Origin of the sequence: Proteus vulgaris (assembly GCF_011045815.1) — a bacterium.
GTDB lineage: Bacteria > Pseudomonadota > Gammaproteobacteria > Enterobacterales > Enterobacteriaceae > Proteus > Proteus vulgaris_B.
This window is the reverse complement of the sequence record NZ_CP047344.1, coordinates 1,896,952-1,920,235: the sequence shown is the minus strand read 5'-3', so window position 1 is coordinate 1,920,235 and position 23,284 is coordinate 1,896,952. Positions and strand designations below refer to the sequence as shown.

Annotated in this window: 22 protein-coding genes; 12 read left to right on the top strand and 10 right to left on the bottom strand. The window is 36.3% G+C overall.

The genetic code is table 11. From position 1 onward, the window contains the following. The first annotated feature begins 395 nt into the window (after nucleotides 1–395). Together GTH24_RS09180 and dhaT are read left to right on the top strand one after the other, a co-directional pair. Entirely contained in the window at nucleotides 396–1,517 is a 1,122-nt protein-coding gene (locus GTH24_RS09180; RefSeq protein ID WP_072068040.1) for a cupin domain-containing protein, read from the top strand. A gap of 363 nt (nucleotides 1,518–1,880) precedes the next feature. Continuing rightward, a complete protein-coding gene (gene dhaT / locus GTH24_RS09175) occupies nucleotides 1,881–3,044 on the top strand; it encodes a 1,3-propanediol dehydrogenase (RefSeq protein ID WP_164526296.1) in 1,164 nt (387 codons plus the stop codon). A gap of 185 nt (nucleotides 3,045–3,229) precedes the next feature. Here dhaT and GTH24_RS09170 read toward each other — a convergent pair whose 3' ends face one another. Beyond that, entirely contained in the window at nucleotides 3,230–3,484 is a 255-nt protein-coding gene (locus GTH24_RS09170) for a hypothetical protein (protein ID WP_082151743.1), read from the bottom strand. 78 nt (nucleotides 3,485–3,562) lie between these two features. Then, nucleotides 3,563–4,549, bottom strand: coding sequence for a dicarboxylate transporter/tellurite-resistance protein TehA (tehA, locus tag GTH24_RS09165; protein WP_164526295.1), 987 nt, complete (start codon nucleotides 4,547–4,549; stop codon nucleotides 3,563–3,565). A gap of 229 nt (nucleotides 4,550–4,778) precedes the next feature. Here tehA and osmB point away from each other — a divergent pair, with 229 nt between their 5' ends. From osmB to GTH24_RS09145, 4 genes are all read left to right on the top strand, one after another. After that, on the top strand, nucleotides 4,779–5,000 hold the full coding sequence (gene osmB, locus GTH24_RS09160; RefSeq protein ID WP_006536908.1) for an osmotically-inducible lipoprotein OsmB: 222 nt from the start codon (nucleotides 4,779–4,781) through the stop codon (nucleotides 4,998–5,000). 528 nt (nucleotides 5,001–5,528) lie between these two features. Continuing rightward, a complete protein-coding gene (gene ydfG / locus GTH24_RS09155; RefSeq protein ID WP_072068034.1) occupies nucleotides 5,529–6,278 on the top strand; it encodes a bifunctional NADP-dependent 3-hydroxy acid dehydrogenase/3-hydroxypropionate dehydrogenase YdfG in 750 nt (249 codons plus the stop codon). 100 nt (nucleotides 6,279–6,378) lie between these two features. Next, nucleotides 6,379–6,735 carry a DUF1283 family protein gene (locus GTH24_RS09150; RefSeq protein ID WP_164526294.1) on the top strand — a complete coding sequence of 119 codons (357 nt, stop codon included), beginning with the start codon at nucleotides 6,379–6,381 and terminating at the stop codon, nucleotides 6,733–6,735. 53 nt (nucleotides 6,736–6,788) lie between these two features. After that, the gene (locus tag GTH24_RS09145) at nucleotides 6,789–7,025 is read left to right on the top strand and encodes a DUF1161 domain-containing protein (RefSeq protein WP_072068032.1); all 237 of its coding nucleotides are present in this window, start codon (nucleotides 6,789–6,791) and stop codon (nucleotides 7,023–7,025) included. A 279-nt stretch (nucleotides 7,026–7,304) separates the two neighbouring features. Here the strand turns inward: GTH24_RS09145 and bioD are convergent, their stop codons facing one another. From bioD to GTH24_RS09130, 3 genes are all read right to left on the bottom strand, one after another. Continuing rightward, nucleotides 7,305–7,976, bottom strand: a complete 672-nt coding sequence (gene bioD / locus GTH24_RS09140; RefSeq protein WP_072068031.1) for a dethiobiotin synthase — start codon at nucleotides 7,974–7,976, stop codon at nucleotides 7,305–7,307. Between the two features lie 196 nt (nucleotides 7,977–8,172). After that, on the bottom strand, nucleotides 8,173–9,384 hold the full coding sequence (gene mlc / locus GTH24_RS09135; protein WP_072068030.1) for a sugar metabolism global transcriptional regulator Mlc: 1,212 nt from the start codon (nucleotides 9,382–9,384) through the stop codon (nucleotides 8,173–8,175). A 129-nt stretch (nucleotides 9,385–9,513) separates the two neighbouring features. Continuing rightward, nucleotides 9,514–10,428 (bottom strand): LysR family transcriptional regulator, encoded by a 915-nt coding sequence (locus GTH24_RS09130; protein ID WP_087802471.1) that lies wholly within the window; start codon nucleotides 10,426–10,428, stop codon nucleotides 9,514–9,516. Between the two features lie 125 nt (nucleotides 10,429–10,553). Between GTH24_RS09130 and GTH24_RS09125 the strand changes: the two genes are divergently transcribed. Together GTH24_RS09125 and tus are read left to right on the top strand one after the other, a co-directional pair. Further along, entirely contained in the window at nucleotides 10,554–11,837 is a 1,284-nt protein-coding gene (locus tag GTH24_RS09125; protein WP_072068029.1) for an MFS transporter, read from the top strand. Between the two features lie 473 nt (nucleotides 11,838–12,310). Continuing rightward, nucleotides 12,311–13,240, top strand: coding sequence for a DNA replication terminus site-binding protein (gene tus / locus GTH24_RS09120; RefSeq protein WP_164526293.1), 930 nt, complete (start codon nucleotides 12,311–12,313; stop codon nucleotides 13,238–13,240). Nucleotides 13,241–13,252: 12 nt separating this feature from the next. Here the strand turns inward: tus and GTH24_RS09115 are convergent, their stop codons facing one another. Then, nucleotides 13,253–13,609, bottom strand: a complete 357-nt coding sequence (locus tag GTH24_RS09115) for a hypothetical protein (RefSeq protein ID WP_141650172.1) — start codon at nucleotides 13,607–13,609, stop codon at nucleotides 13,253–13,255. Nucleotides 13,610–13,689: 80 nt separating this feature from the next. Next, the gene (gene fumC, locus GTH24_RS09110) at nucleotides 13,690–15,087 is read right to left on the bottom strand and encodes a class II fumarate hydratase (RefSeq protein ID WP_072068025.1); all 1,398 of its coding nucleotides are present in this window, start codon (nucleotides 15,085–15,087) and stop codon (nucleotides 13,690–13,692) included. A gap of 580 nt (nucleotides 15,088–15,667) precedes the next feature. Here fumC and GTH24_RS09105 point away from each other — a divergent pair. Next, complete coding sequence (locus GTH24_RS09105; RefSeq protein WP_072068024.1) at nucleotides 15,668–17,356, top strand: YdgA family protein; 1,689 nt, start codon at nucleotides 15,668–15,670, stop codon at nucleotides 17,354–17,356. Between the two features lie 85 nt (nucleotides 17,357–17,441). Here the strand turns inward: GTH24_RS09105 and GTH24_RS09100 are convergent, their stop codons facing one another. Beyond that, complete coding sequence (locus tag GTH24_RS09100) at nucleotides 17,442–18,233, bottom strand: VWA domain-containing protein (protein WP_241254066.1); 792 nt, start codon at nucleotides 18,231–18,233, stop codon at nucleotides 17,442–17,444. Between the two features lie 748 nt (nucleotides 18,234–18,981). On the opposite strand from GTH24_RS09100, the gene add reads away from it, so the two are divergent. Next, entirely contained in the window at nucleotides 18,982–19,983 is a 1,002-nt protein-coding gene (gene add, locus GTH24_RS09095) for an adenosine deaminase (protein ID WP_072068023.1), read from the top strand. A 137-nt stretch (nucleotides 19,984–20,120) separates the two neighbouring features. Further along, a complete protein-coding gene (locus tag GTH24_RS09090; protein ID WP_115349700.1) occupies nucleotides 20,121–20,549 on the top strand; it encodes a putative signal transducing protein in 429 nt (142 codons plus the stop codon). A gap of 66 nt (nucleotides 20,550–20,615) precedes the next feature. Here the strand turns inward: GTH24_RS09090 and GTH24_RS09085 are convergent, their stop codons facing one another. Further along, complete coding sequence (locus GTH24_RS09085; RefSeq protein ID WP_072068021.1) at nucleotides 20,616–21,605, bottom strand: bile acid:sodium symporter family protein; 990 nt, start codon at nucleotides 21,603–21,605, stop codon at nucleotides 20,616–20,618. Between the two features lie 22 nt (nucleotides 21,606–21,627). Next, nucleotides 21,628–22,671, bottom strand: coding sequence for an oxidoreductase (locus GTH24_RS09080; RefSeq protein ID WP_164526292.1), 1,044 nt, complete (start codon nucleotides 22,669–22,671; stop codon nucleotides 21,628–21,630). 131 nt (nucleotides 22,672–22,802) lie between these two features. Between GTH24_RS09080 and GTH24_RS09075 the strand changes: the two genes are divergently transcribed. Further along, nucleotides 22,803–23,270 carry a DUF2569 domain-containing protein gene (locus GTH24_RS09075; RefSeq protein WP_072068019.1) on the top strand — a complete coding sequence of 156 codons (468 nt, stop codon included), beginning with the start codon at nucleotides 22,803–22,805 and terminating at the stop codon, nucleotides 23,268–23,270. Nucleotides 23,271–23,284: the final 14 nt, after the last annotated feature.

Here is a 23,284-nt window from a genome sequence, read left to right as displayed (position 1 = left end):
CATAATATACATTATGCGAATCTTGGTATCTAAATACGGATAGGCAATGAAATCTCTGATTTGGGCTGGTTGATTATGTTGCTTCATTTTCAACTTAAGGCTTATTCGCCTATGCTTTTTCTCGATCTTGAATATACGTTTTTTGTCTTTTCTTCAAATACCACTGCTAAAAGGATTTTAATAAACCTTCTTAGATATCACTACCTCAGTAAAGTTGATTTCAGTAATAACATAATCAGAAGTAAAAACACCGACCCAATGATCTTTGATATTTTCATTTTCTAAATCAAACTCCCATCGCTAGTGTTATTGACTGGCATTTGATGCCAAACAAAAATATGACCGCGCATTACTTCTATAATTACCAGCTTATTCCTTTATACAGATGTGGTCACATGGTTAACAAACTGAATCTTAATTGGCCTGAATTTTTAGAAAAATACTGGCAAAAAAAACCTGTTGTACTGAAAAATGCATTTCCTAATTTTATCGATCCTATCACTCCAGATGAATTAGCCGGTTTGGCAATGGAACCAGAAGTTGACAGTCGTCTTGTCAGCCTCACTGACAACAAATGGCAGGCAAGCCACGGTCCATTTGAAGATTATAGCGAATTAGGCGAAGAAGGATGGTCACTGCTGGTACAGGCGGTCAACCATTGGCATATGCCGTCCGCTGAGTTGGTGAAACCATTTCGCGTATTACCTGAATGGCGTCTTGATGATTTGATGATCTCCTATTCAGTACCCGGAGGTGGTGTCGGACCACATATTGATAACTATGATGTTTTCATCATTCAAGGAATGGGTCGTCGCCGCTGGCGTGTAGGTGATGCCCTGCCAATGCGTCAGTTCTGCCCGCATCCTGCATTACTGCATGTTGATCCATTTGAACCAATTATTGATGTAGAAATGGCACCAGGAGATATTCTATATATTCCACCTGGATTCCCTCATGATGGCTTCACTTTCGAAGATACGATGAACTATTCTGTCGGCTTTCGTGGACCAAATGGCCGTGATTTGCTGAGCAGTTTTGCAGACTACGCACTGGAACAAGATCTAGGTGGAATAAATTATGGCGATCCTAATCTGACAGTACGCGACAATGCAGGAAAAATGGAAGCTCACGAAGTTGAACGCCTGCGTGCCATGATGATTGAGATGATCAATAAGCCTAGTGATTTTGAACAATGGTTAGGTCGTTTTGCAACCACACCACGCCATGAGCTGGATGTTGCCCCAGCTGAACCGCCATATCAGCCAGAAGAAGTATTGAACGCACTGAATGATGGTGAAAAACTGATCCGATTAAGCGGACTGCGTGTCCTACGCATCGAAGATAATTTTTTTGTGAATACAGAAGCTTGGGCTACCAAAGAAACGAAAGGCGCAGATGCGCTGTGCCAGTTTACGGAAGTTGGAGCCGATGAACTCGGTGATGCACTGATGGTTCCAGCCTTTGTTGCAGAATTAACCGAATTTATCAATCAAGGATATTGGTACTTCAACGAATAAACTACGCTTACCAAATATAACATAATAAAACACCTGCTTGCGGGTGTTTTATTTTATCGTCTCAGCCTTCCCTTTCACTTATACCTCAAGTACCTCAAGTTATTTGGTTTTAGCTTAAAGTTTCTAATATTACTGCTTATATTTCTTTTTTTTCCAAGATATTTAGAAAATCTAGCAGATATTAGATCGAATTCGCCTTCTTCAAAGAAAGCATATCCTGTTGACTTATATCAAACGAACCAAGGTTAAATGAATCGATTCACCTTATTGATAAGCACCTCTCTTGACTTAATAACCAATGCGGTGAAAATGCTCTAATACTTTAATTTATCTGAATAATAATCTGATATTGGAAGGTTTATCATGAGCTATCGTATGTTTGATTACTTGGTACCGAATGTTAACTTTTTTGGTCCAGGTGCTATCTCTGTTGTTGGCGAACGCTGCAAATTATTGGGGGGTAAAAAAGCCCTGCTGGTAACGGATAAAGGTCTACGAGCATTAAAAGATGGCGCCGTAGATAAAACTATTGGTTATCTAAAAGAAGCGGGTATTGATGTTGTCGTATTTGATGGCACAGAACCTAACCCAAAAGACACTAATGTACTCGAAGGTCTTGCAATGTTCCGCAAGGAACAATGTGACATGATAATTACAGTGGGTGGTGGTAGTCCACATGACTGTGGTAAAGGTATCGGTATTGCAGCCACTCATGAAGGTGATCTTTACAATTATGCAGGCATTGAAACACTAACAAATCCTCTGCCACCTATTATTGCCGTAAATACCACTGCTGGCACAGCGAGTGAAGTCACTCGTCACTGTGTTCTGACTAATACCAAAACTAAAGTCAAATTCGTTATTGTGAGCTGGCGCAACCTCCCTTCTGTTTCTATTAACGATCCTCTGTTAATGATCGGTAAACCTGCTGGACTGACTGCGGCAACAGGTATGGATGCGTTAACTCATGCGGTTGAAGCTTATATCTCTAAAGATGCTAACCCTGTCACCGATGCATCAGCTATTCAAGCAATCCGTTTGATTTCTCGTAACTTGCGTCAAGCGGTAGCCTTGGGTACAAACCTAAAAGCCCGTGAAAATATGGCTTATGCTTCACTTTTAGCAGGAATGGCATTTAACAACGCTAACCTTGGTTATGTTCATGCAATGGCTCACCAGCTGGGTGGCTTATATGATATGCCACACGGTGTAGCCAATGCGGTATTACTCCCTCATGTATTACGTTATAACCTGATCGCTAATCCAGAAAAATTTGCTGATATTGCTGAATTTATGGGTGAAAATGTTGTAGGTTTATCCGTAATGGATGCAGCTGAACGTGCTATTGCAGCTATCGCTCGCCTCTCTGCGGATATTGGTATTCCGCAACATTTAGGTGAGTTAGGTGTGAAAGAGTCTGATTTCCCATATATGGCTGAAATGGCACTTAAAGACGGTAATGCATTCTCTAATCCTCGTAAAGGTAATGAAAAAGAGATCATTGAGATTTTTCGCCAAGCATTTTAATTCTTAAAAAGAAACACTAAAAAGCATTAACCTACAGCAATGTAGATTAATGCTTATTTATGCGTTGATTAACTAACTGGTTATAAAACGCTGGTAGTATCAACTTTATCCACGTTAATGCCATAATTGCCATTGCAAATAGTTCCTTAATCGGAAAAACAAGATAAACAATCAACTCTTAATCTTCAGGGGTATATTTTCCAATCTAAGGAACAGAAACCTTCGACAAAATCGAGTAAGTCTAAAATAGTATTTTCATCTTCCATAGCTCTTAATTGGTTTAAACAATCTCGCATTATATTTTGAGTCATTCCATTGTACTTATAGGATAAAAGTAACTCCCTTAATACTAATAAGTCTCTATTTAAAGCAATACCCTTTTGTATATCATCAATGAGAGCTTGCTGTTGCTGGTAGTATTGTTGTTCTACTTTATCCATATTTAACCCAAATCTCCCTTCTCACTCTTTTCTAATCTATAAATATTCACTTAGGCTCTTATCTTTTTTATGTGATATTTATACCACTTTAGAAGGATTGTATAATTGTTTTAATCCTTTAAAAATCCATAATAATGAATGAAAAATAAGTAATAAAATAATAGTATTAGCAAGAACAAATAAAGCTATTGATAATAACTGCATAAAATGGCTATTAGATGTCATGCTCATATTTAATGAGGCTTTTGCTAATGCTGAAACACCGAAAGAGAAACTCCAAAATGATAATGAAAACGGTTGTTTTACGAACCATGGAATTAATCTCATCATAAATAAGAGTTGTAATAGCCCATAACCTAATAACATTTTTGCGAAGAAATCAATATGATTGTCATTAATAGCCAAATAAGCACTACAGGCAACCAAAGCGGGTGCTAATTGAATACCAAATGATAGCCGTAATTTTTCATCCATTAATCCTTCACTGCGTATTCTTTTTAAAATAGCGGGTTCTAAACTTAGCCACGAAAATACGCCAGCCCCAAAAAATAAAATACCCAAATCATTAAAACCAAATGCACCACATGCCATGGCACAGATAAAGTTATTAGCGACAGTTGGTAAATATAAGACTGGTGTGGTCGCCATTTTAGGATATTCACCCTTCCATTGATAACCAACAAGCCAACTAGAATACCCAAGCTGAGCAATTGCTCCAACACTAAATAACACCAGAGAAAATAAGGATAAATATGGACTTAATCCGATCGATACTAAAACTGTCGTTGCGGGAAATAAGCTAGTAAATCCACTTGTAACAGGATGTTTAATTTCTTCAAGAATACTTTGTCGATGAAATAGCCACTTAGTAAGCAAAAATAGCGTAAGTGTTAACCAAACCAAACAACCTACACCAATAAACATTTCACCAATATAAGCTGGATAATTATGCTCTTTAGCGGCATAGCGCCATGCCATTCCTGTACCAATCATCCCTAATACAACACCAAAATAGCCCGATGCAAACTGTGAAGAGAGTATTTTTACTTTATTTATCAATATCATATTATTATGTTAACTCATGTAAATGACATAATACATTGATGCTTTATTCTGAACATCAAATAATATTAGAGATAATAAAATTTATTTTTATAAAATGCATTTAAAATATGTGTTATCAATAATGATCTACTTTAAGACTTTTCCCTCCTTATGTTCCCGAATATTCTGATGCCAGTATAAATACGATAGCGATATCTTTATATTGTCCTTTATTTTGGAGTTTATAAAAATGAATATCACGTTAAAAAAGATTGGAACACTATGTGTCGCTTCTGTTCTGCTTTTTTCTCTTGCGGGTTGTTCTAGCATGACAAAACGCGACCGTAATACAGCAATTGGAGCCGGTGCTGGTGCTATCGGTGGTGCGATTTTAACTGATGGTAGCGCATTGGGTACTATTGGTGGCGGCGTCTTAGGTGGCGTTATTGGTCATCAAGTTGGTAAAAAATAACCGTTAATTCCCTATTCTGCTAGACTGGGTTTATATTTTTCGGCTCAGTCTAGTAACTTGTAACATTAAGATAATCAGCATTTATTTTTGTGTGATATGAATAAATCGTTCCTCTCTCAATTGAAAAAAACTGTCGTCGTTCTATATAAGTCGTTTAGCGATTTGATTTATATCGTAGTGACCCTTATTTTGTGTTACTTCTGTTTTCTTTTATCACCCACATTGGTAATTGCCGTCATTGGCAGTATCATTATTATTATCACTATGTTTTTACTTAGTTTATTTGTTTTTCCGTGATACAAAGCATGCGCTTTGCCTCCTTTATTTTTAATAAAAAATCGACTAAATAATTACCTCATGTCCTGTCAGTTAAAAACAAAAATACAGGTTACTATTAAAGATAAAAATCTTTCACATCATAAAAGAACCTTGTTTTAGGCTGATTTATCACAATCCTTACTTTTAAACTTGACTCTTTTTAGTGATAGCCTTTTACTTTCAATTATTATAACTATCGAGGGTAATTAAATGATTATTTTTATCACGGGTGCCTCTGCTGGCTTTGGTGAAGCTATTGCTCGTCATTTTATCAGCCATGGACACAAAGTTATTGGTACTGCTCGTCGTTTAGATAAACTGAATAACTTGCATAAAGAGCTAGGTGAGCAATTTTATCCATTACAGTTAGATGTGACAGATAAAAAAGCTGTCAGTGAGGTTTACACTCAATTGCCTGAGAAATGGCGTGAAATCGATGTGTTAGTGAATAACGCTGGTTTAGCGTTGGGTTTAAATACCGCCGATAAAGCTAGTCTCGATGATTGGGATACGATGATCGAAACAAATAATAAAGGCCTGGTTCATGTCACCCGTGCTATTCTTCCTTTTATGGTAGAAAGAAATAAAGGCCATGTTATTAACATCAGCTCAACAGCAGCTTCTTGGCCTTATATGGGCGGTAATGTTTATGGCGCCACTAAAGCGTTTGTTAAGCAATTTAGTTTAGGATTACGTGCCGATCTCCAAGGTAAAAAAGTCCGCGTGACCGATATTGAACCTGGCCTTGTTGGTGGTACGGAGTTCTCATTAGTTCGCTTTAAAGGTGATAGTGATAAAGTTGAACAAACGTATGCAAATGCAAATGCATTAACTCCTGAAGATGTTGCGGAAGCCGTATATTGGACAGCAACGCTACCTGCTCATGTTAATATTAATACCTTAGAAATGATGCCTGTTAGCCAATCATTTGCCGGATTAAGTGTTCATCGTCAAAACTAAACACACTGAAAACTCATTTTTTATTAAGGCATCAACTATAATTATTAAGATATAATAGTCATTGACAGTAATAGCGACATAACTTTAGAGGATAGCAACTATGATCAATACACTAACTAAGAAATCAACAGCAAGAACCTTATTGTTCTCCTTATTTCTTGGTTTATCTGTGTCTTCTTTTTCTTCTATTGCCGCCTCTACCAATGTAACCATTAATGGTAATGGCTATGACAATGTCTTAGATAAAGAACAAGCTCGACAACTGAAAGAAGACTGGGATCAAAAGCGTGAACTTCGTACCCAAGTCAATCAGCGAGAAAAAATTGAATTTAATAAAGTAGATAAAGCCATTGATGAGCGAGATGCTTGTCTGAAAAGTGCAAACGTCTACGCTTATTGGGAGCCTGAAACCCGCCGTTGTTTAGACAGTAATACTGGGCGCCCTGTTAATCCATAAGAAAATCGTGTAAAACAGTGATGTTTTGCGTTGTAAAACAAGGAAAATGTAATATGAAGAAATATATCTTTGCAGTAATGGCAACCCTCGTAGCATTTGCCCCTTTAGCAGCAAATGCAGGTTGTGATGAAGTCGTTGAATCTATTCAACAAAAAATCGTTAATAACGGTGTGCCCGCTGCTAACTTTACTTTAACTGTCGTTGAGAACGACCAAGTTGCACAAACAGAGGGTAAAGTGGTAGGCACTTGCGAGAATGACACTAAGAAGATCATCTATACTCGCCATTAATTTACCGCTAACTTAAAAAAGGGCGCTAATAATTGCGCCCTTTTCTTTATCACTCAATATAAATGAATATCTTGCTAATTTAAAATTATTTTATTCAGTTTGTTGTTCCATATTTGCTTTAACTTTGTCATTTTTTCATCATTATTCCAGTTTTAAGCAAAGTTTAGAAAAAACAAAAACACCCAATGGATTTACTCATCAGGCGTTTAAAAGTAACAAGTTTGGTTCCGTTAAAAAACAGGCAACTCAATCCACTTCGTTACTTATTTATATTCTCTCTTAAGCAGGTACAGCGATTTCCAACTGACTTAAATCAAGGTAACAAGAGAGATCACGTTCTTCAGGACGTAATAAATACGGGATTTCACCAATCAGCGGTGCAGGAATATGCTGAGACAGCCTTTCCACAATTTTCGCATAATAAGGTAATCCTGGATTTATTCTGTTAGCAACCCAACCGACTAATTTCAAACCATCGTTGATAATAGATTGTGCTGTTAATATTGAGTGATTAACACAGCCTGGTTGAATACCAACAACCAAAACGACTGGAATTTGTTCTTTTACCACCCAATCAGAATAAAAGGTATTATCATCGAGTAGATAACGCCAACCGCCATTACCTTCGATAACAACACACTCTGCTTTTTTACTTAAATTATCGAGCTCATTTGAAATCTTATTAAAATCAATTTCATTTTCGCTAACATAACAATTATCAAGTAAAATAGGATTAATTTCGTCGTAGCGAACTTCAACTGGCGATGAATTATGAATAATCATTGCATCACGATTACGCTCACCATCAGCTGTTTCATGTAATTCTGTTGCAATAGGCTTATAACCCACTGCCGTTGACCCGCCACGATTTAATGACTGAAGAAGTGCTCGGGTCACAACAGTTTTACCCACGTTGGTATCTGTCCCCGTAACAAAAAAGCGTGTTAACATATAATTTACTTCCGTTATGACAGATAAATCAGGTTCATAAAAAATGACAGAGATTAGAGTTTAGGGTAACACTGTTTCTGATGGCTTGAGATAGCTCAATTTTTTAGTTAATTGCTCGAAAATAGAGAATTCGTTAATGATCAATTGAGGTATTTACGCTTGAAAAACACTTCTGTTACGATTTTTTGCACTTCATTTAGCCTTGCATCAACTCTATTAACAAAGAACCGTTGTATAAAGCTTCTTTAACTAATGAGGCTGCGGGTAAAGTACCTTTATTTCTTAATTCTGTTTCTTCAATAATTAATGATTGTACGTAACGAGGCATGGCCTGATTTTGAACATGATTTAAAATCAATGGAAAAAGAATGGATTTAGCTCGACAAAGAGGCGAACCAATTAATATTTTTTGTGGATTAAAGATATTAATCATCACGGAAAGAATAAAACTTAATCGCTGTGCAACTAAATGCACGACTTCAAGAGCTTGTTTATCTCCAACTAATATTGCATCACACAATGTTTCAATGGTAATAGGATATTTGTTTAGCAACGAGGTAGGATCCTCTTGCGCTAATAATTGCGCTTTTTTAATTAATTGAGGAATAGCAATTTCGGTTTCTAAACATCCCTTAGCCCCACAATAACAACTATTTTCAGAGTCGATAACTTTAGTATGCCCAATTTCAACTGCACTGTGACTGTGAGAATGTAATGTCCTCCCGTTACTAATTACGCCAGCACCTACAATGTCGTCAATGACAATTTGCAAAACATCTGAATTATTTTTTGCCGCACCATATAAAGATTCGGCCATTGTCCATGCAGTGACACTATGCTGTAAGAAAACAGAAACCCCTGTTTTTTCATGGATCTTATCGGCAAGAGGAACATCTTTAATATCGTAATAAGGGGAACTATGAATAACCCCACTAATGGGATCAATAATCGCATTCATTGTAATACTAATGGCGGTCAATCTTTCAACATGTGATTGATAGCGTTCGAAAAATTTATCAATAGCAAGTAAAAAGTGAGTAAGAAAGTTATCACTGTTCTCTTTAGGAAAATCAAATGTGTCTTCAGTAACAAGTTTACTGTCTAGCTCTCTTAAACTAAAAAGTAAATTACCTTTATTGACTCGGATACAGAGAAATTGCCACCCTTGGCTTTCTAATTTTAATCCTACTGCCGGTCGGCCACGAAATCCCACATCCGGAAACTCTGTTTCATGAATAAGATGTGCCTCAACTAATTCTCGCGTAATTTTGGTAATACTTGCAGGAGCAAGTTCTGCTTTTTTTGACAGTGAAATACGAGAAATGGGGCCATGTTCATCAATCAAACGAAAGACTGTGCCAAGATTAAACTGTTTCACGTGATCGATGTGGCTAGGTTGGTTCCCCATTGAATGTCATCCTTAATTAAGAAGCCATAATTAATTCGAGGCTCCAAATAATTCATTACCGATTATGTCGTCAATTTGTGATAATTGTACAATACTTACATAAAAAGCGTGATCAAAAACACAGATAAATCAAGATTTTTGGTGTTCTAAAATATTTTTTAACAACAATTGCGTTAATCGATTCGCCGCTGCGGGTATTGTCCGTTTTTTATGTGAAACCAACCAAACTTCAGAAAATGCCTGTGAATTAGCGAAGTGTAAATAATGCACACCATCAACTTTCATTCGAGTAAAAGATTTAGTCACAATTGAGATACCTAATCCTGCAGCAACTAACCCTAAAATCGTCATGGCTTCGCCGGCTTCTTGTGCAATAGTTGGCGTAATTCCTGACAAACTCAGTAATTGAATAATTTCATCATAAAGAGCTGTACCTACATCTCGTTCAAAGAAAACAAAAGGATACTGCCCAATATCTTGAATATTAACGCCTGTTTCTTTGTAAGCAAGTAATGGGTGCCCTTCATAAACAGCTAAAATGAAAGGCTCTCGAAACAATAGCTGGTGGTGCAAATTTTCGGGTAATGTGGTGTTTCGCATAATACCCAGATCAATACGCCCTGTAAGCAATGGTGAAATTTGTTGCTTTGTATTCATCTGATGCATATGAATACCGACTTCAGGATAATTTTCTCTAAATTGCCTTAAACTCAACGTTACTAAGTGCATAAAAGGTGTCGTTGATGTAAAACCTATAGATATTTCACCTAACTCACCTTTTTCCATTCTAGCTGCACGTGTTGCAGCTGCGTTGACCTGCGCCATAATTTGATAAGACTCTTTTAAAAACATTTGCCCTGCTGGTGTTAGTGCAACAGAACGATTAGTTCGTTCTAAAAGCCTGGCGCCTATTTCACTTTCAAGTGCTTGTATTTGTTGGCTCAGCGGTGGTTGAGAAATATTCAATCTTTCTGCTGCTTTACCAAAATGAAGCTCTTCCGCTACAGCAATAAAATAACGTAAATGCCTCAATTCAATATTCATATTTCTCTCACTTTAGTATTGATATTTTAAAAGTCTTATTTCTAATAATTAATATATTAGACAAAAAAATCAAATATTTCTAACATTGACATAAATCAAATTTAAGTAATGGAAGTTTAATCAATATGGATACTCACGAAATAGACAGTAAAAGTATGAGCTTAGGCACTGATATTTCAGACGATACATCGTGTATAGAAAAGCCAGCTCATCGCCAATCTAACCCTAAACACTATATTCAACGTGATGATGCACTGTATATAAAAGTGACAGTGTCATTTTTTATGGTGGGTTTAGCGACATTTGCCTTACTCTATTTTGTGCAGCCCATATTGCCAGTGTTATCTAACGAATTTTCTGTCAGTCCCGCAACCAGCAGTCTAGCGCTTTCACTTTCAACCGCATTAATGGCATGTGGTTTATTAATCACTGGTCCACTTTCAGACGCTTTTGGACGTAAAAATGTCATGGTTATTGCATTATTTTGCGCCGCATTTTTTACATTATTGAGTGCAACAATGAATAGTTGGACAGGCATCTTAATTACTCGTGCCTTAGTGGGGCTTTCGTTAAGTGGTGTTGCTGCAGTGGCGATGACTTATTTAAGTGAAGAGATCCACCCTGCCTACTTAGCGCTATCAATGGGCTTATATATTAGCGGTAACTCTATTGGTGGTATGAGTGGCCGTGTTATTACTGGGGTATTAAGTGATTATTACTCTTGGCGTTTATCTGTCGTTATTCTCGGCATTTTTGCCCTTTTTGCGGCAATTACTTTCTGGAAGATATTACCAGCTTCAAAACACTTTAGACCAACTGCATTAAAACCACGCAACCTTCTTATTACCACAAAACTGCATTTTAGAGATAAAGGATTACCCCTGTTATTTATTGAAGGTGGTTTATTAATGGGCGGATTTGTCACTTTATTTAACTACATTGGCTATCGTTTATTAGACGCTCCCTATTCATTAAGCCAAACAACTGTAGGCTTGATTTCAATTGTGTATTTAAGCGGCACTTATAGTGCATCTAAAGCAGGATTACTAACCACTAAATATGGTTTAGGTAAAGTATTTATTGCAGGTATCTCGATGATGTTAATAGGTATATTGATTACCTTAATTGAATCGTTGCCTGTTATTTTCGTCGGTATGCTTATCTTAACAACGGGTTTTTTCGCAGCTCATGCGGTAGCAAGTAGTTGGATTGGTCGCCGTGCAAAACGAGGACGTGCTCAGGCATCTTCACTTTATCTCTTTACCTACTATGCTGGATCAAGCCTTGCAGGTACAGTCGGTGGTTTATTCTGGGTAAGTTTTGGTTGGCTAGGCGTTGGGTTATTTATTGCGATTTTAATGTTAGCGGCCTTACTAATTGCACTTCATCTTAATAAAGTTGCTCAATAAACAAAATCTGTTGTTATAAAATGCAAAAGAAGCATCATTATCTTTAAAATTGTCAGTTTTTCACTCTTTTCTTAATATATTAACGTACCTATTTTGAAAAGGATGAATAAATATGACTCTAATTAAAAGCTCCCTTATCGTATCAATGGTCTTCTTTGCTTCTATGGTGAATGCATTTACTGAAAGTTGCCCATCATCAAAAGCCAGAATGTGATGCTATAGCACAACAATATGATGTACCAAACACAATGAAAGAACAAAATAAAGACAATTTCAGCATACTAAACACTCATAAACTCTCTTTCTAAGAAAAACATTATAAAAAATGCTCTTTTTGCGTCATACTGTATATAAACACAGCATAGCGCATTTTTGTCATTTCTCCCCTGCTAAACGATGTACTTTCCACTGAAGGTGATGTATTGTTTTAAATAAAGGCTAATTGTATGTTGTAACTAAATAAGGATGTTGAGATGAATAAATATGATTTAATAGAACAATTTAATCTCTGTTTTAAGCAGTTAGAACTCGAGATAAATGATCTGACAGAAAAGCTACGAAAACTAGCATTATTACCTTCTGCTGTATTTGAATTACCTGATGTAACTAAAGAAGAAGAACATGATGATGTTATGCACGTGACGGTGTCACCTAGTTATGATGATGAAGCTCTTGAACTTACCTTAAAACTAATGGCAAACCTGTTTATTTATGATAATGCACCACATATCAGCAGTAAGCGTGCTATTCGTTTACCAGGTGTACTCTGCTTTAGTGCCAGCAATATTGAGTTTAAGTCAGTAAAAGAAGACGTTGAGCATATTAACTCATTAAAAAAACTGCTTTCTGATATCGTGACTAAAGAATCAGGGATTTCTAAAGAAGAGCGTTTTGATTTTGTTCATAATCAGTTAAAAGGCCTAATTACGCTAAATGCTTATCGCACCCTCACCTTGTTGTCTGATCCTGATACTGTACGTTTTGGTTGGGCAAATAAAAATATTATTAAAAATTTAACGCGCAATGATGTACTGGCTCAATTAGAGAAAAGTCGTGAAGCTAATCGTGCAGTTCCACCATATACCAGTGAACAATGGGCAGAACGTATTGATAAGGAGATAATCACCCTTTCCCAATTACCTGAAAATGCAAAATTAAAAATAAAGCGCCCCGTAAAAGTACAACCTATTGCTCGTGTTTGGTATTCTGAGCTTCAAAAACAAGTACAATATGCTTGTCCATTACCTTTGTTGGCTTTCTATATTGATAAAGAGATCGATTTTAAACCGATTATTGGCGAACTCCCTGATTATGATGCTGATAACATTCAAATTCGCCATCGCCCTAAAGCTAAGAAATTACAACTGATTATTCCAAGAATGCATTTATATCTTGAAGTATAACCAATTAAAAAGTTAATTAATGAGCTTAATTGAACTTCCTTTAAGAATTTGTATAAGATAATCATTAATGTGAGCAAATTGATTATCTTCGATTTTCAAATCAATGGAGATCACGGAATTATTTTTTAACACGAAAATAATTTTTTCTCGTGTTAATGTAATACATTCAAGGCTATTAATGGCTTCTATATCAGATAAATGTGTCATTAAACCGATTGAATTATCAATATCTTCGTCTTCCTCATCAAATCTTGAAAGAATAACAAAGTGCTCAGGTGAAACCGCGTCATCCCCTATTCCAATAATAGTGACATCATCTTCAACGTAACAATTTACTTCGGTTGCAGTAAAAATAATTTCTTCATTCATTATTGTTGTCCCAAAACGATCTAAAAATCCCGCCATCATAGCGGGATTTAATTTCTGCATTAAATAATTGTTAAATACACTTATTTTTTCATGCTACCAACCATATCTTCTGGACGAACCCAACTATCGAATTCTTCCGATGTAAGGTAGTTCAGTTTCAGCGCAGACTCTTTCAGCGTTAAGCCTTCTTTATGCGCTTTCTTCGCAATTTCAGCTGCTTTATCGTAGCCAATATGCGTATTTAATGCAGTCACTAGCATTAATGATTCATGCAGTAGTTTATTGATACGTTCACGGTTTGGTTCAATACCAATTGCACAGTGCTCATTGAAGCTACGCATACCATCAGCCAGTAAACGGACCGATTGTAAGAAATTATCAATGATCATTGGACGATAAACGTTTAATTCAAAGTTACCTGACGCACCACCAATATTAATAGCAACGTCATTACCCATTACTTGAGCACATAACATTGTTAATGCTTCACACTGTGTTGGGTTAACTTTACCTGGCATGATTGAACTACCTGGCTCATTTTCTGGAATAGCAATTTCGCCAATACCACAACGAGGGCCAGATGCTAACCAACGCACGTCATTAGCAATCTTCATTAATGAAGAAGCCAAACCTTTTAATGCACCATGTGAATGAACTAATGCATCACAAGTTGCTAACGCTTCAAATTTATTAGGTGCCGTTACAAATGGTTGACCTGATAATTCAGCGATACGTTTAGCCACACGAACAGCATATTCGGGGTGCGTATTTAAACCTGTTCCAACAGCTGTACCACCCAGTGCTAATTCGCAAATATGAGGAACAGAATCATCGATATGTTTGATGTTGTGCTCAAGCATAGCAGCCCAACCAGATATCTCTTGGCCTAATGTCAGTGGTGTCGCATCTTGCAGGTGAGTACGACCAATTTTAACGATGTCATGGAAAGCTTCTGCTTTCTCTTTGAATACTTTCAGCAGTGATTTTAATTCTGGCAATAAATCCTGACGTAATGCAATAACAGCAGCGACATGCATGGCAGTTGGGAACACATCATTTGAACTCTGACTTTTATTAACATCATCATTCGGATGGATTTTGCGCTCCATGCCACGAATACCACCAAGTATCTCACTACCACGGTTAGCTAACACTTCATTCATATTCATGTTTGATTGAGTGCCAGAACCAGTCTGCCAGATTGCTAATGGGAATTCAGTTGGGTGTTTACCTGCAAGCACTTCATCTGCGGCTGCGATAATTGCATCAGCGCGCTCTTTTGGTAATAAACCTAAATCCATGTTAACACCTGCGGCTGCTTTCTTTGTGATAGCAAGCGCATGGATAAGTGCAACAGGCATTTTTTCAACTGAAATACGGAAGTGTTCAAGAGAACGCTGCGTTTGAGCTCCCCATAACTGGTCAGCGGGTACTTCGATTTGTCCCATTGAGTCTTTTTCAATGCGAGTGGCTGCCATTTCAATCTCCTTAAGTACACAGAATAATTGATTAATTCCGAATCACTTTTTAGTAAATAACTCGGATATCAGTATCATGCCATAAACAGAATAATAAATATGAGAGCTAAAGCGAGCTTATGAAATTTATAACAGAATGAAATCTGTTGATTTTTTTGGAAAAATACGGTTGGTAGCCTTATTATATTTCCAACGTTATTATTTAAGCTTTCATATTTATATCCATACATATTATGAGCCTTTCTGATTCATCATAAATAGAATTACATCACAATTAAATATTGTCTCAATCTAAAAATGAGTAAAAAAAGCCGTTTTATACGGTTATTTTATTTATCTTATAAATCATATCCATTTTGCTTTAAACTCATTATGTTAGCGAGTAACTAAGTAAGTTCTGATTGCGATTTTATTCCACTAAATCTATATTTACAGTTAATATAGATGGCGATGTAAATATGTGGATTATCTATATTTAAATTTAGCAAAATTTATCACCAATTTATCGGGTTGTTTAAGGGTTACAAAACAGCCTTTATAACGTACATCGCCAGATGTACACAGAGGATGGACTAGAATTATGAAGAAATCGCTTGTCGCTGTTGGTGTTATCGTCGCACTGGGTGTTGTTTGGACTGGTGCTTCGTGGTACATGGGCAGCAAAATTGAAAGTCGCTTACAGGAAGAAACGAAACTAGCTAATGTCCAATTAGCACAATTGGCTAAAAATGCACAATTTGGTGCTGATGTTAAACTTGAAATTCGTGACTATAAGAAAGGGGTTTTCACCTCTAATGCAGACTTTGCTGTCGTGATTTCAAAAAATGCTAGTGATGCAGACCAAGATAAAAAAGTAGAAGAAGTTATCTTCACTACTGATATTGATCACGGTCCATTCCCTCTTTCTGATTTGGCTAAATTTAATTTAGCACCAAAATTAGCAGCAGTGAATAATACGTTGGTCAACAATGATACAACTAAAGAGCTATTCAAACTGACTAAAGAGAAATCTATTTTTGGCATTCATACATCTTTAGCTTTTGATGGCGCAGTATCAGGTGAAGCAACGCTAAACCCTATTGATTTCACCGAAAATGGTGACTCTGTTAAAACAACACCTTTAACTATTGAGTTCTCATCAGACAAAGACGCAAATAATTTTGCCACCTCAGTTAAAGGTGACCAAGTAATTGTGACTAAAGAAGGTGAAGAAACTTTCACAATTAAAAATATCGCGGGTTCTGTTTCAGGAACAAAAGTTAATAACGATCAATACTTATTTAATGAGCAGTTATTAAGCTTTGCTGAAATCGCGCATACGAGCAAAGACAAAGCATCTGATTTCTCACTGAAAGATTTTTCTCTGACAACCAAAAGTGATATCAAAGATAAGCTCTTTAACATTTCTCAAACTTATTACTTTAAGTCACTGAATGTTGCGGGTCTCGAATTTGGTGCAGGTAAATTCGGCTATTCCATTGATAAAGCTGATACTGATGCAATGTTGCTGTTAACCAAAGTTTATAACAACTCGTTATTACCTTGGAATAAATACCATTACGATAATTCAGAAATAGTAGAAAAAGCTGTTCGTGATGTACTGGAGAAAGGCTTAGTTTTCCGTATCGATGAAGCGTCTTTAACCAATAAAAATGGTGCAAGTAAACTAAACTTTAACTTAGACTTAAATGCATTTAACGTTAAAGTATTAGAAAGCCAAGAGAAATCACCAGCAGAGTTATTTAACTATCTGTTTAAAAACATCGATTTCAATATTGATTTATCTCTTCCAATGTTAGCTGAGTTCCGTAACACCACTCAATACCTTGATGCGGCTCGTTACCAAGAAACAGCATTAACCGATGAAGAGAAAAAAGAAATCGAAACAGCAACAGCGGCTGATATTGAACAGTTAAAAACTGAATTACAACAAAATATCAATCAAATTTCTCAAGATGAGAAAGATGCATTACCACTAATGCTACTTGCACAAGACGGTAAAGCATTAAGCCTGAAACTGAACTATGCTGCTGATAAATTTACCATGAATGGTAAAACTTATACTTTTGATGAGTTTATGGAAGTAACTCAAGCTCCTCAAATGTTAGGTTTGGCTGCTATGTTGTTCGGCATGGGTGCATCATCTTACGATTACGATGATTCTGATTATTCAGAAGAAGGTTATCAAGAAGAGATGACTGAAGATCCAGCGATTATCGAAGAACAAGAAATCTTAATTCCTGAGCAGCAACCAGCACAAGCTCAATAATTAAGCTTCTATTACAAACAGATAAGATAAATAGAAACACCGCATTGTAAAAACACAATGCGGTGTTTTTTTCTTCGTATCTTAATTAACAATCACAATCTTTAGCCGGGAGGTGGTGATTGCCCCATTCATCTTTACAGCAAGAATCAATGGTTTTATTAATTATTCCTGCAAGTGTATTTACTGTTAAAATAATAGAAGTTAATTGTTCACAAACGTGGCTACAGTTAGATTTTTTATCATTCGGTTTAGGAATGTGTGGTAGCGTTAAACTATCACAGAGGATCTCTTGTAATACCAAGGAGAAATTCGCAATGCCTGTAGTGTAAATATAAGAGCGCCCTCCTGTTTGCTCTGCTAAACGTACATACTCTTTTGTTACACGGTCTCTATCAGCCACACTTGGAAAGCGATCGAGGTTCGTTGCACTATCGTCTGGCGTTCCTTGGTAGGTATATACTTTGACTTTTTCTTGTTGGGCAATAGCAATCGCTTCATCATTTTTTATCTTGGCTGCGTTGGTCAATACACCTCCGCCACCTTCCATACTCTCATCACCCAAAACAAAAACTGCGCGACGAGCACCATCACGCCAATCAAAATATTTACTTAAATCAATCACTGCGCGGCATAAATCTTCTTTATTACCCGCATGATCACGACCATCAGCTTCTTTAAAAGGTTTTCTTGCCTGTAAACGACTTTCGGGTACACCTAATGCTTTTAAATAGTCACTAGCTGATTGATCAAATTTAGTATCATCCCATGTGCCTTCAATACCTAAAAAAGTTACCCGAAGTTTTGATGGGCAATTTTCCAGTGCCGTTTGTATCGCAATATCAATATCTTTACTCAAATCTAACGACTTGCGATCCATAAGTCAGGTTATTTGCCAATGAAGGAGGTAGTATTTTAGAAATTAGTTGGTGTTGTATTGTATTATCTTTTTTCCAAGATTTAAATTTGAACTCTTATTCATATTTATACGCCTTAATTTTTCAATCATTAGGATTTAATTAAAAATAATTATTTGCTGTTAAACATTCCCATCAAACAGTAATATATTATGCAGTTAACTCCCTCTCCTTTATTCCTTATTTAATAAAAGAGATATATTGTTTTTTATTCCAAGAAATAAAATATAAGCACAAATAATTTTTTATATTTATAAAAAGATCTTACTAACGTTTACTCAGAAGTATTAGAAATCATAAAATGAGTAATTTATTGGATAAAGTGATAAGAAAATCAAGATGTAAGCTATTTCTTGCTTAATCTCTACTTTCAAATCTATCATGATAATTGATAGAATATTTCAATTATTATGATAACTCTGTGTTAGGCTTAAATTTTAATGTATCAGTTATCTTGATAATACACGTCAATTACATTGAATATTGTAGCTAATAAATAAACACCTCTATTTTACACTTCTTATTTTTTAACTTAAAATCGAGAGAAAACTGCATTTTTAGTTTTAAAAATAGCCAATTTAAGTTTATTTATTAGTGAATGAAATAAAAATCAGTCATAATAATCTGCAACTCATTTATATTTACCCGATTATAAGAAAATCACTATAAACGATAGATTTTCATTATTTCTATTAAAAAGGAAAATAACACGTGATTGACACACAGTTGCCTTTAACCGATTTACATCGTCATTTAGATGGTAATATCCGCCCACAAACTATTTTAGATTTAGCAAAAAAACACAATATTGCGCTCCCCGCTTATGAATTAGAAGCTTTGCGTCCTCATGTACAAATTACAAAGAATGAGCCAAGTCTTGTGAGCTTCTTACAAAAATTAGATTGGGGAGTGGCGGTTTTAGCAGACTTAGATGCGTGTCATCGTGTTGCTTATGAAAACGTAGTGGATGTGGTTAATGCGGGGATTGATTACGCCGAGCTGCGATTCTCGCCTTATTACATGGCAATGAAACACCAGTTACCTGTTGAAGGTGTCGTGGAAGCCATTGTTGATGGTGTACAAAGTGCACTGCAATCCCACGATGTAGATATTCGTTTAATCGGTATTTTAAGCCGTACTTTTGGTGAAGATGCTTGCCAACAAGAATTAAATGGATTATTGAAACATCAGGATAGAATTACCGCACTTGATTTAGCGGGTGACGAATTAGGTTTTCCGGGTCACTTATTCCAACCTCATTTTAATCGAGCTCGTGACACAAGCTGGAATATTACAGTTCATGCTGGTGAAGCTGCGGGTGCTGAAAGCATCTGGCACGCAATTAAAGAATTAGGCGCAAGTCGTATCGGTCATGGTGTTAAGGCTATTGAAGATCCTCGTTTAATGGATTACCTTGCAGAGCATCAAATTGGTATTGAGTCTTGCTTAACCTCAAATATTCAAACCAGCACTATCAATTCATTAGCAGAACATCCTCTAAAAACCTTCTTAGAGCATGGTATTATTGCATCGCTTAATACAGATGATCCTGCGGTTGAAGGCATTGAATTAAAACACGAATATAACGTTGCAGCACCTGCGGCGGGATTAACACCAGAGCAAATTCGTCAAACTCAAATTAATGGTTTAAAAATGGCGTTTATTAGCCAAACTGAACGTGACGCATTAATTAAAAAAGTAAGCTCACGTTAATATTTAATGATTTTTCCATCAAAGCCATCTGTTAATCAGATGGCTTTTTTATATTCATTAAAAATAGATGGGATTATTAATGCCTCTTAGACTAAAATTAATTTTCACAAGGGGTTATTTATCATTAAGGAAGAACTATGTGGAACATTCACCCAACAAGAGGTCATTATAAATTATTAACTCAATACTTATCACCGCTTGATGCATCAATTGAAGCAGGACTTCTCCAATCTGAAGGTATTGATGCTATTCTTTTAGATGAGAATATTGTTTGGAATAACCAAGTCTATGCTCAAGCAATTGGTGGTGTAAAATTATTAGTTAATTATAAAGATTTTGAGAAAGCAAAGACAATACTCAGTGAGCTGTATCAGGGAAAATATAATATTAATGCACAGTTAGAGCCTAGTGAATGTGAGCCAAATGTTATTGTAAAAAATAATAAAGAAGATTATTTAAATATGGGATTCGTCTTTTTAATTTATACTGTTCTTGGTTTACCCCTTCCTTTTAAATCAAAGCGGACCTCCTTGTCTGAAGAAAATAATCAAGAAAAACCACAATAACAAAAAAGCACCGATTATTTATTAAATCGATGCTTTTGTAAGAATTCCTTTAAAACTAAAATTTAATCACTTATTTTCAGCTTCTTTATTTCGATTAGCGTAACGCTGTGCTAATACAGCACAAACCATTAATTGGATCTGATGGAATATCATTAATGGCAATAACATTACCCCCACCGTAGCCGCAGGAAATAGCACGTTCGCCATTGGTACACCATTTGCTAAACTCTTTTTGGATCCGCAAAAAACAATGGTGACTTCATCCGCTTTATTAAAACCAAGCAACCTTGCACTGTATACATTCACAAAAATGACAATTGCTAGCAGGATACAGCTCACTATCGCAATCGTTAATAGTGACCAACCGTCGATTTTATGCCAAATTCCTTCAACCACAGCTTCACTAAATGCCACATAGACCACCAGCAAAATAGACGAGCGATCCGTTCTATTGACTAATTTTTTATGATTATCAACCCAACGACCAATTAAAGGGCGAGATAAGTGGCCAATAATAAAAGGCACCATTAATTGCAGTAAAATCGACTGGATTGCTCCAGCAGTATCAAAATCATCTGCTGAACCTTGCGTTTGCATTAAAAAACCCACCAGCACAGGTGAAAGAAAAACGCCTAAAATACTCGATGCTGATGCACTACAAATAGCTGCGGCTACATTTCCCCCTGCCACAGAAGTAAAAGCAATGGCTGATTGAACGGTTGCAGGAAGAGCACAAAGGTATAAAAAACCCATATAGACTGTCGGTGACATCCATTCTGGCACAATCACTTGTAACCCTAGCCCCAAAATAGGGAAAAGAATAAAAGTGCTAGCAAAGACAGTTAAATGTAATCGCCAATGCCCAAGCCCTGCCAGTATTGCCTCTCTAGAAAGCTTTGCACCATGCAAGAAGAAAAGCAGCGCAATGGCGCCTGTTGTTAGATATTGAAACAGGACTTTAATATCTCCTTGTGCGGGTAATAGTGTTGCTAGTGTCACCACACAAATCATTATCATGAGAAAAGGATCTAGTTTTAATTTTTGCCACCAAGACATTAGATTTAGCGCTCCCTTTAGCTTATAGCGTAATAGTTTGTTTTAACCGATTTGAAATTTCGCCCGCTTCAATCAAACGCATAATGGCCGTTGCTTGTATTGGCGTCACGGGGTTTTCTTCACCTAATGTAATTGCACGATAAATTTGTTGATAATACGCGGGATAATTACCAGGGAGTGTAATAAGTGTGGTTGTCTCTAATTCACCAGATGCTGATAATGTTGTTAATTCACCATCTTTATTATCCATTCCCCAATTATAAGTTTGATTAGGAAGAGAACCGGCTTTTAATGCATCTTCTTGAGTATCTAAACCATACTTAACATAACTTCCTTTTGTCCCATGAATAGTAAAAATAGGTGTTGGGGATGCAACTAACATAGACGCGTGAAGAATAACTTTAAGATTGTCATACTCTAATAATGCATGAAAATAATCGGCATTTTTTGCATTAGGACGTAATTGAGCAATATCTGCAGTAATTGCTTTAGGCTCACCAAATAGGCAAACGGCTTGATCAAGAACATGAGGCGCTAAATCATACCAAAGCCCGCCACCGATTCCGGCATCTTCTCGCCAACGTTGACGCACGGTTGGGCGAAACCGATCAAAATGCGCTTCATAGGCACTAATCTCACCGAGTGTTTTATCCTCTAAAAGTTTTTTAACCGTTAAGAAACCTGAATCCCAACGGCGATTATGAAAAACAGAAAGTAGCTTACCGGTATCTGTTGCTTGTTGAGATAATTTTTCTGCTTCCTCTAGTGTCAGCGTAAATGGTTTATCAATAACAACATGTTTGCCTTTTGCCAAAGCCTGTGAAGCTAACGAATAGTGAGTATTATTCGGTGTTGGGATAATGATTAAGTCTATTGAGGGATCATCAATAAGTACTTGAGAGTCTGCATAAACCGTGATGTGAGGAAAATCTTGTTTGACTTTATTTTCATCAGAGCTTGAAATTGCCCTGAGATTTAAGCCTTCGGTTGTTGTTATTAGCGGAGCATGAAAGGTTTTACTTGCATAGCCATATCCGATAATCCCAACATTGAGTTTAATTGCCATAACCCTATCCTATTTTTATCTGCTTTTTTATTAATAAAAATCACTTTCACTTTTGTAGCTAAATAAATAATAACAAAGTTTGTGATAATATCCCGTTTAGTTCTATACATACGAGTAGGAATAATTAATTAATGAAATTTGATCTCAAAGCAAACACGCAGAATAACCTTTCAGGAAAGGCGCCTATAACTGGATGGCTACTTGCGCCATTGGCTTATATGATCTTGTCAGTGATTGGTTCTGGCATAAGATCTATACTTTATCTCCAAGACTATATTTCCAACTTTTCCTTAATCCACCTACATTCTTTCCACTCAATATCTGCTTGGTATCTTTCAGTATTAACCACCTGGATTATGTTTGGCTTTACAGCATACTTATTAAGACAATTTTTTTATCGTGCAAGAAACTTCCCTCGCTTATTTATCCTTTGGTTATTTATCCACCTATTATTAGGTATTAAGACTTTTGGCTTTGCCCCCATAGAAGATGATATGGCAGTAAAATCATTATTATGGTCCATCATCTCGACTGTCTGCTTTGTGCCTTATATCAAGTACTCTAAACGTGTTCGTGAAACTTTCACACAAGTTCGATAACTTCATATCTTCAC

Bases quoted from the DNA above. Each gene is read 5' to 3' on its own strand.
- GTH24_RS09085 (WP_072068021.1), bottom strand. From the start codon at position 21,605: ATGTCTTGGTGGCAAAAATTAAAACTAGATCCTTTTCTCATGATAATG.
- GTH24_RS09075 (WP_072068019.1), top strand. From the start codon at position 22,803: ATGAAATTTGATCTCAAAGCAAACACGCAGAATAACCTTTCAGGAAAG.
- GTH24_RS09180 (WP_072068040.1), top strand. From the start codon at position 396: ATGGTTAACAAACTGAATCTTAATTGGCCTGAATTTTTAGAAAAATAC.
- GTH24_RS09105 (WP_072068024.1), top strand. From the start codon at position 15,668: ATGAAGAAATCGCTTGTCGCTGTTGGTGTTATCGTCGCACTGGGTGTT.
- fumC (WP_072068025.1), bottom strand. From the start codon at position 15,087: ATGGCAGCCACTCGCATTGAAAAAGACTCAATGGGACAAATCGAAGTA.
- bioD (WP_072068031.1), bottom strand. From the start codon at position 7,976: ATGTTAACACGCTTTTTTGTTACGGGGACAGATACCAACGTGGGTAAA.
- GTH24_RS09115 (WP_141650172.1), bottom strand. From the start codon at position 13,609: ATGAATGAAGAAATTATTTTTACTGCAACCGAAGTAAATTGTTACGTT.
- GTH24_RS09150 (WP_164526294.1), top strand. From the start codon at position 6,379: ATGATCAATACACTAACTAAGAAATCAACAGCAAGAACCTTATTGTTC.
- osmB (WP_006536908.1), top strand. From the start codon at position 4,779: ATGAATATCACGTTAAAAAAGATTGGAACACTATGTGTCGCTTCTGTT.
- mlc (WP_072068030.1), bottom strand. From the start codon at position 9,384: ATGGGGAACCAACCTAGCCACATCGATCACGTGAAACAGTTTAATCTT.
- GTH24_RS09125 (WP_072068029.1), top strand. From the start codon at position 10,554: ATGGATACTCACGAAATAGACAGTAAAAGTATGAGCTTAGGCACTGAT.
- ydfG (WP_072068034.1), top strand. From the start codon at position 5,529: ATGATTATTTTTATCACGGGTGCCTCTGCTGGCTTTGGTGAAGCTATT.
- tus (WP_164526293.1), top strand. From the start codon at position 12,311: ATGAATAAATATGATTTAATAGAACAATTTAATCTCTGTTTTAAGCAG.
- GTH24_RS09170 (WP_082151743.1), bottom strand. From the start codon at position 3,484: ATGGATAAAGTAGAACAACAATACTACCAGCAACAGCAAGCTCTCATT.
- GTH24_RS09080 (WP_164526292.1), bottom strand. From the start codon at position 22,671: ATGGCAATTAAACTCAATGTTGGGATTATCGGATATGGCTATGCAAGT.
- dhaT (WP_164526296.1), top strand. From the start codon at position 1,881: ATGAGCTATCGTATGTTTGATTACTTGGTACCGAATGTTAACTTTTTT.
- GTH24_RS09145 (WP_072068032.1), top strand. From the start codon at position 6,789: ATGAAGAAATATATCTTTGCAGTAATGGCAACCCTCGTAGCATTTGCC.
- GTH24_RS09090 (WP_115349700.1), top strand. From the start codon at position 20,121: ATGTGGAACATTCACCCAACAAGAGGTCATTATAAATTATTAACTCAA.
- tehA (WP_164526295.1), bottom strand. From the start codon at position 4,549: ATGATATTGATAAATAAAGTAAAAATACTCTCTTCACAGTTTGCATCG.
- GTH24_RS09130 (WP_087802471.1), bottom strand. From the start codon at position 10,428: ATGAATATTGAATTGAGGCATTTACGTTATTTTATTGCTGTAGCGGAA.
- GTH24_RS09100 (WP_241254066.1), bottom strand. From the start codon at position 18,233: ATGGATCGCAAGTCGTTAGATTTGAGTAAAGATATTGATATTGCGATA.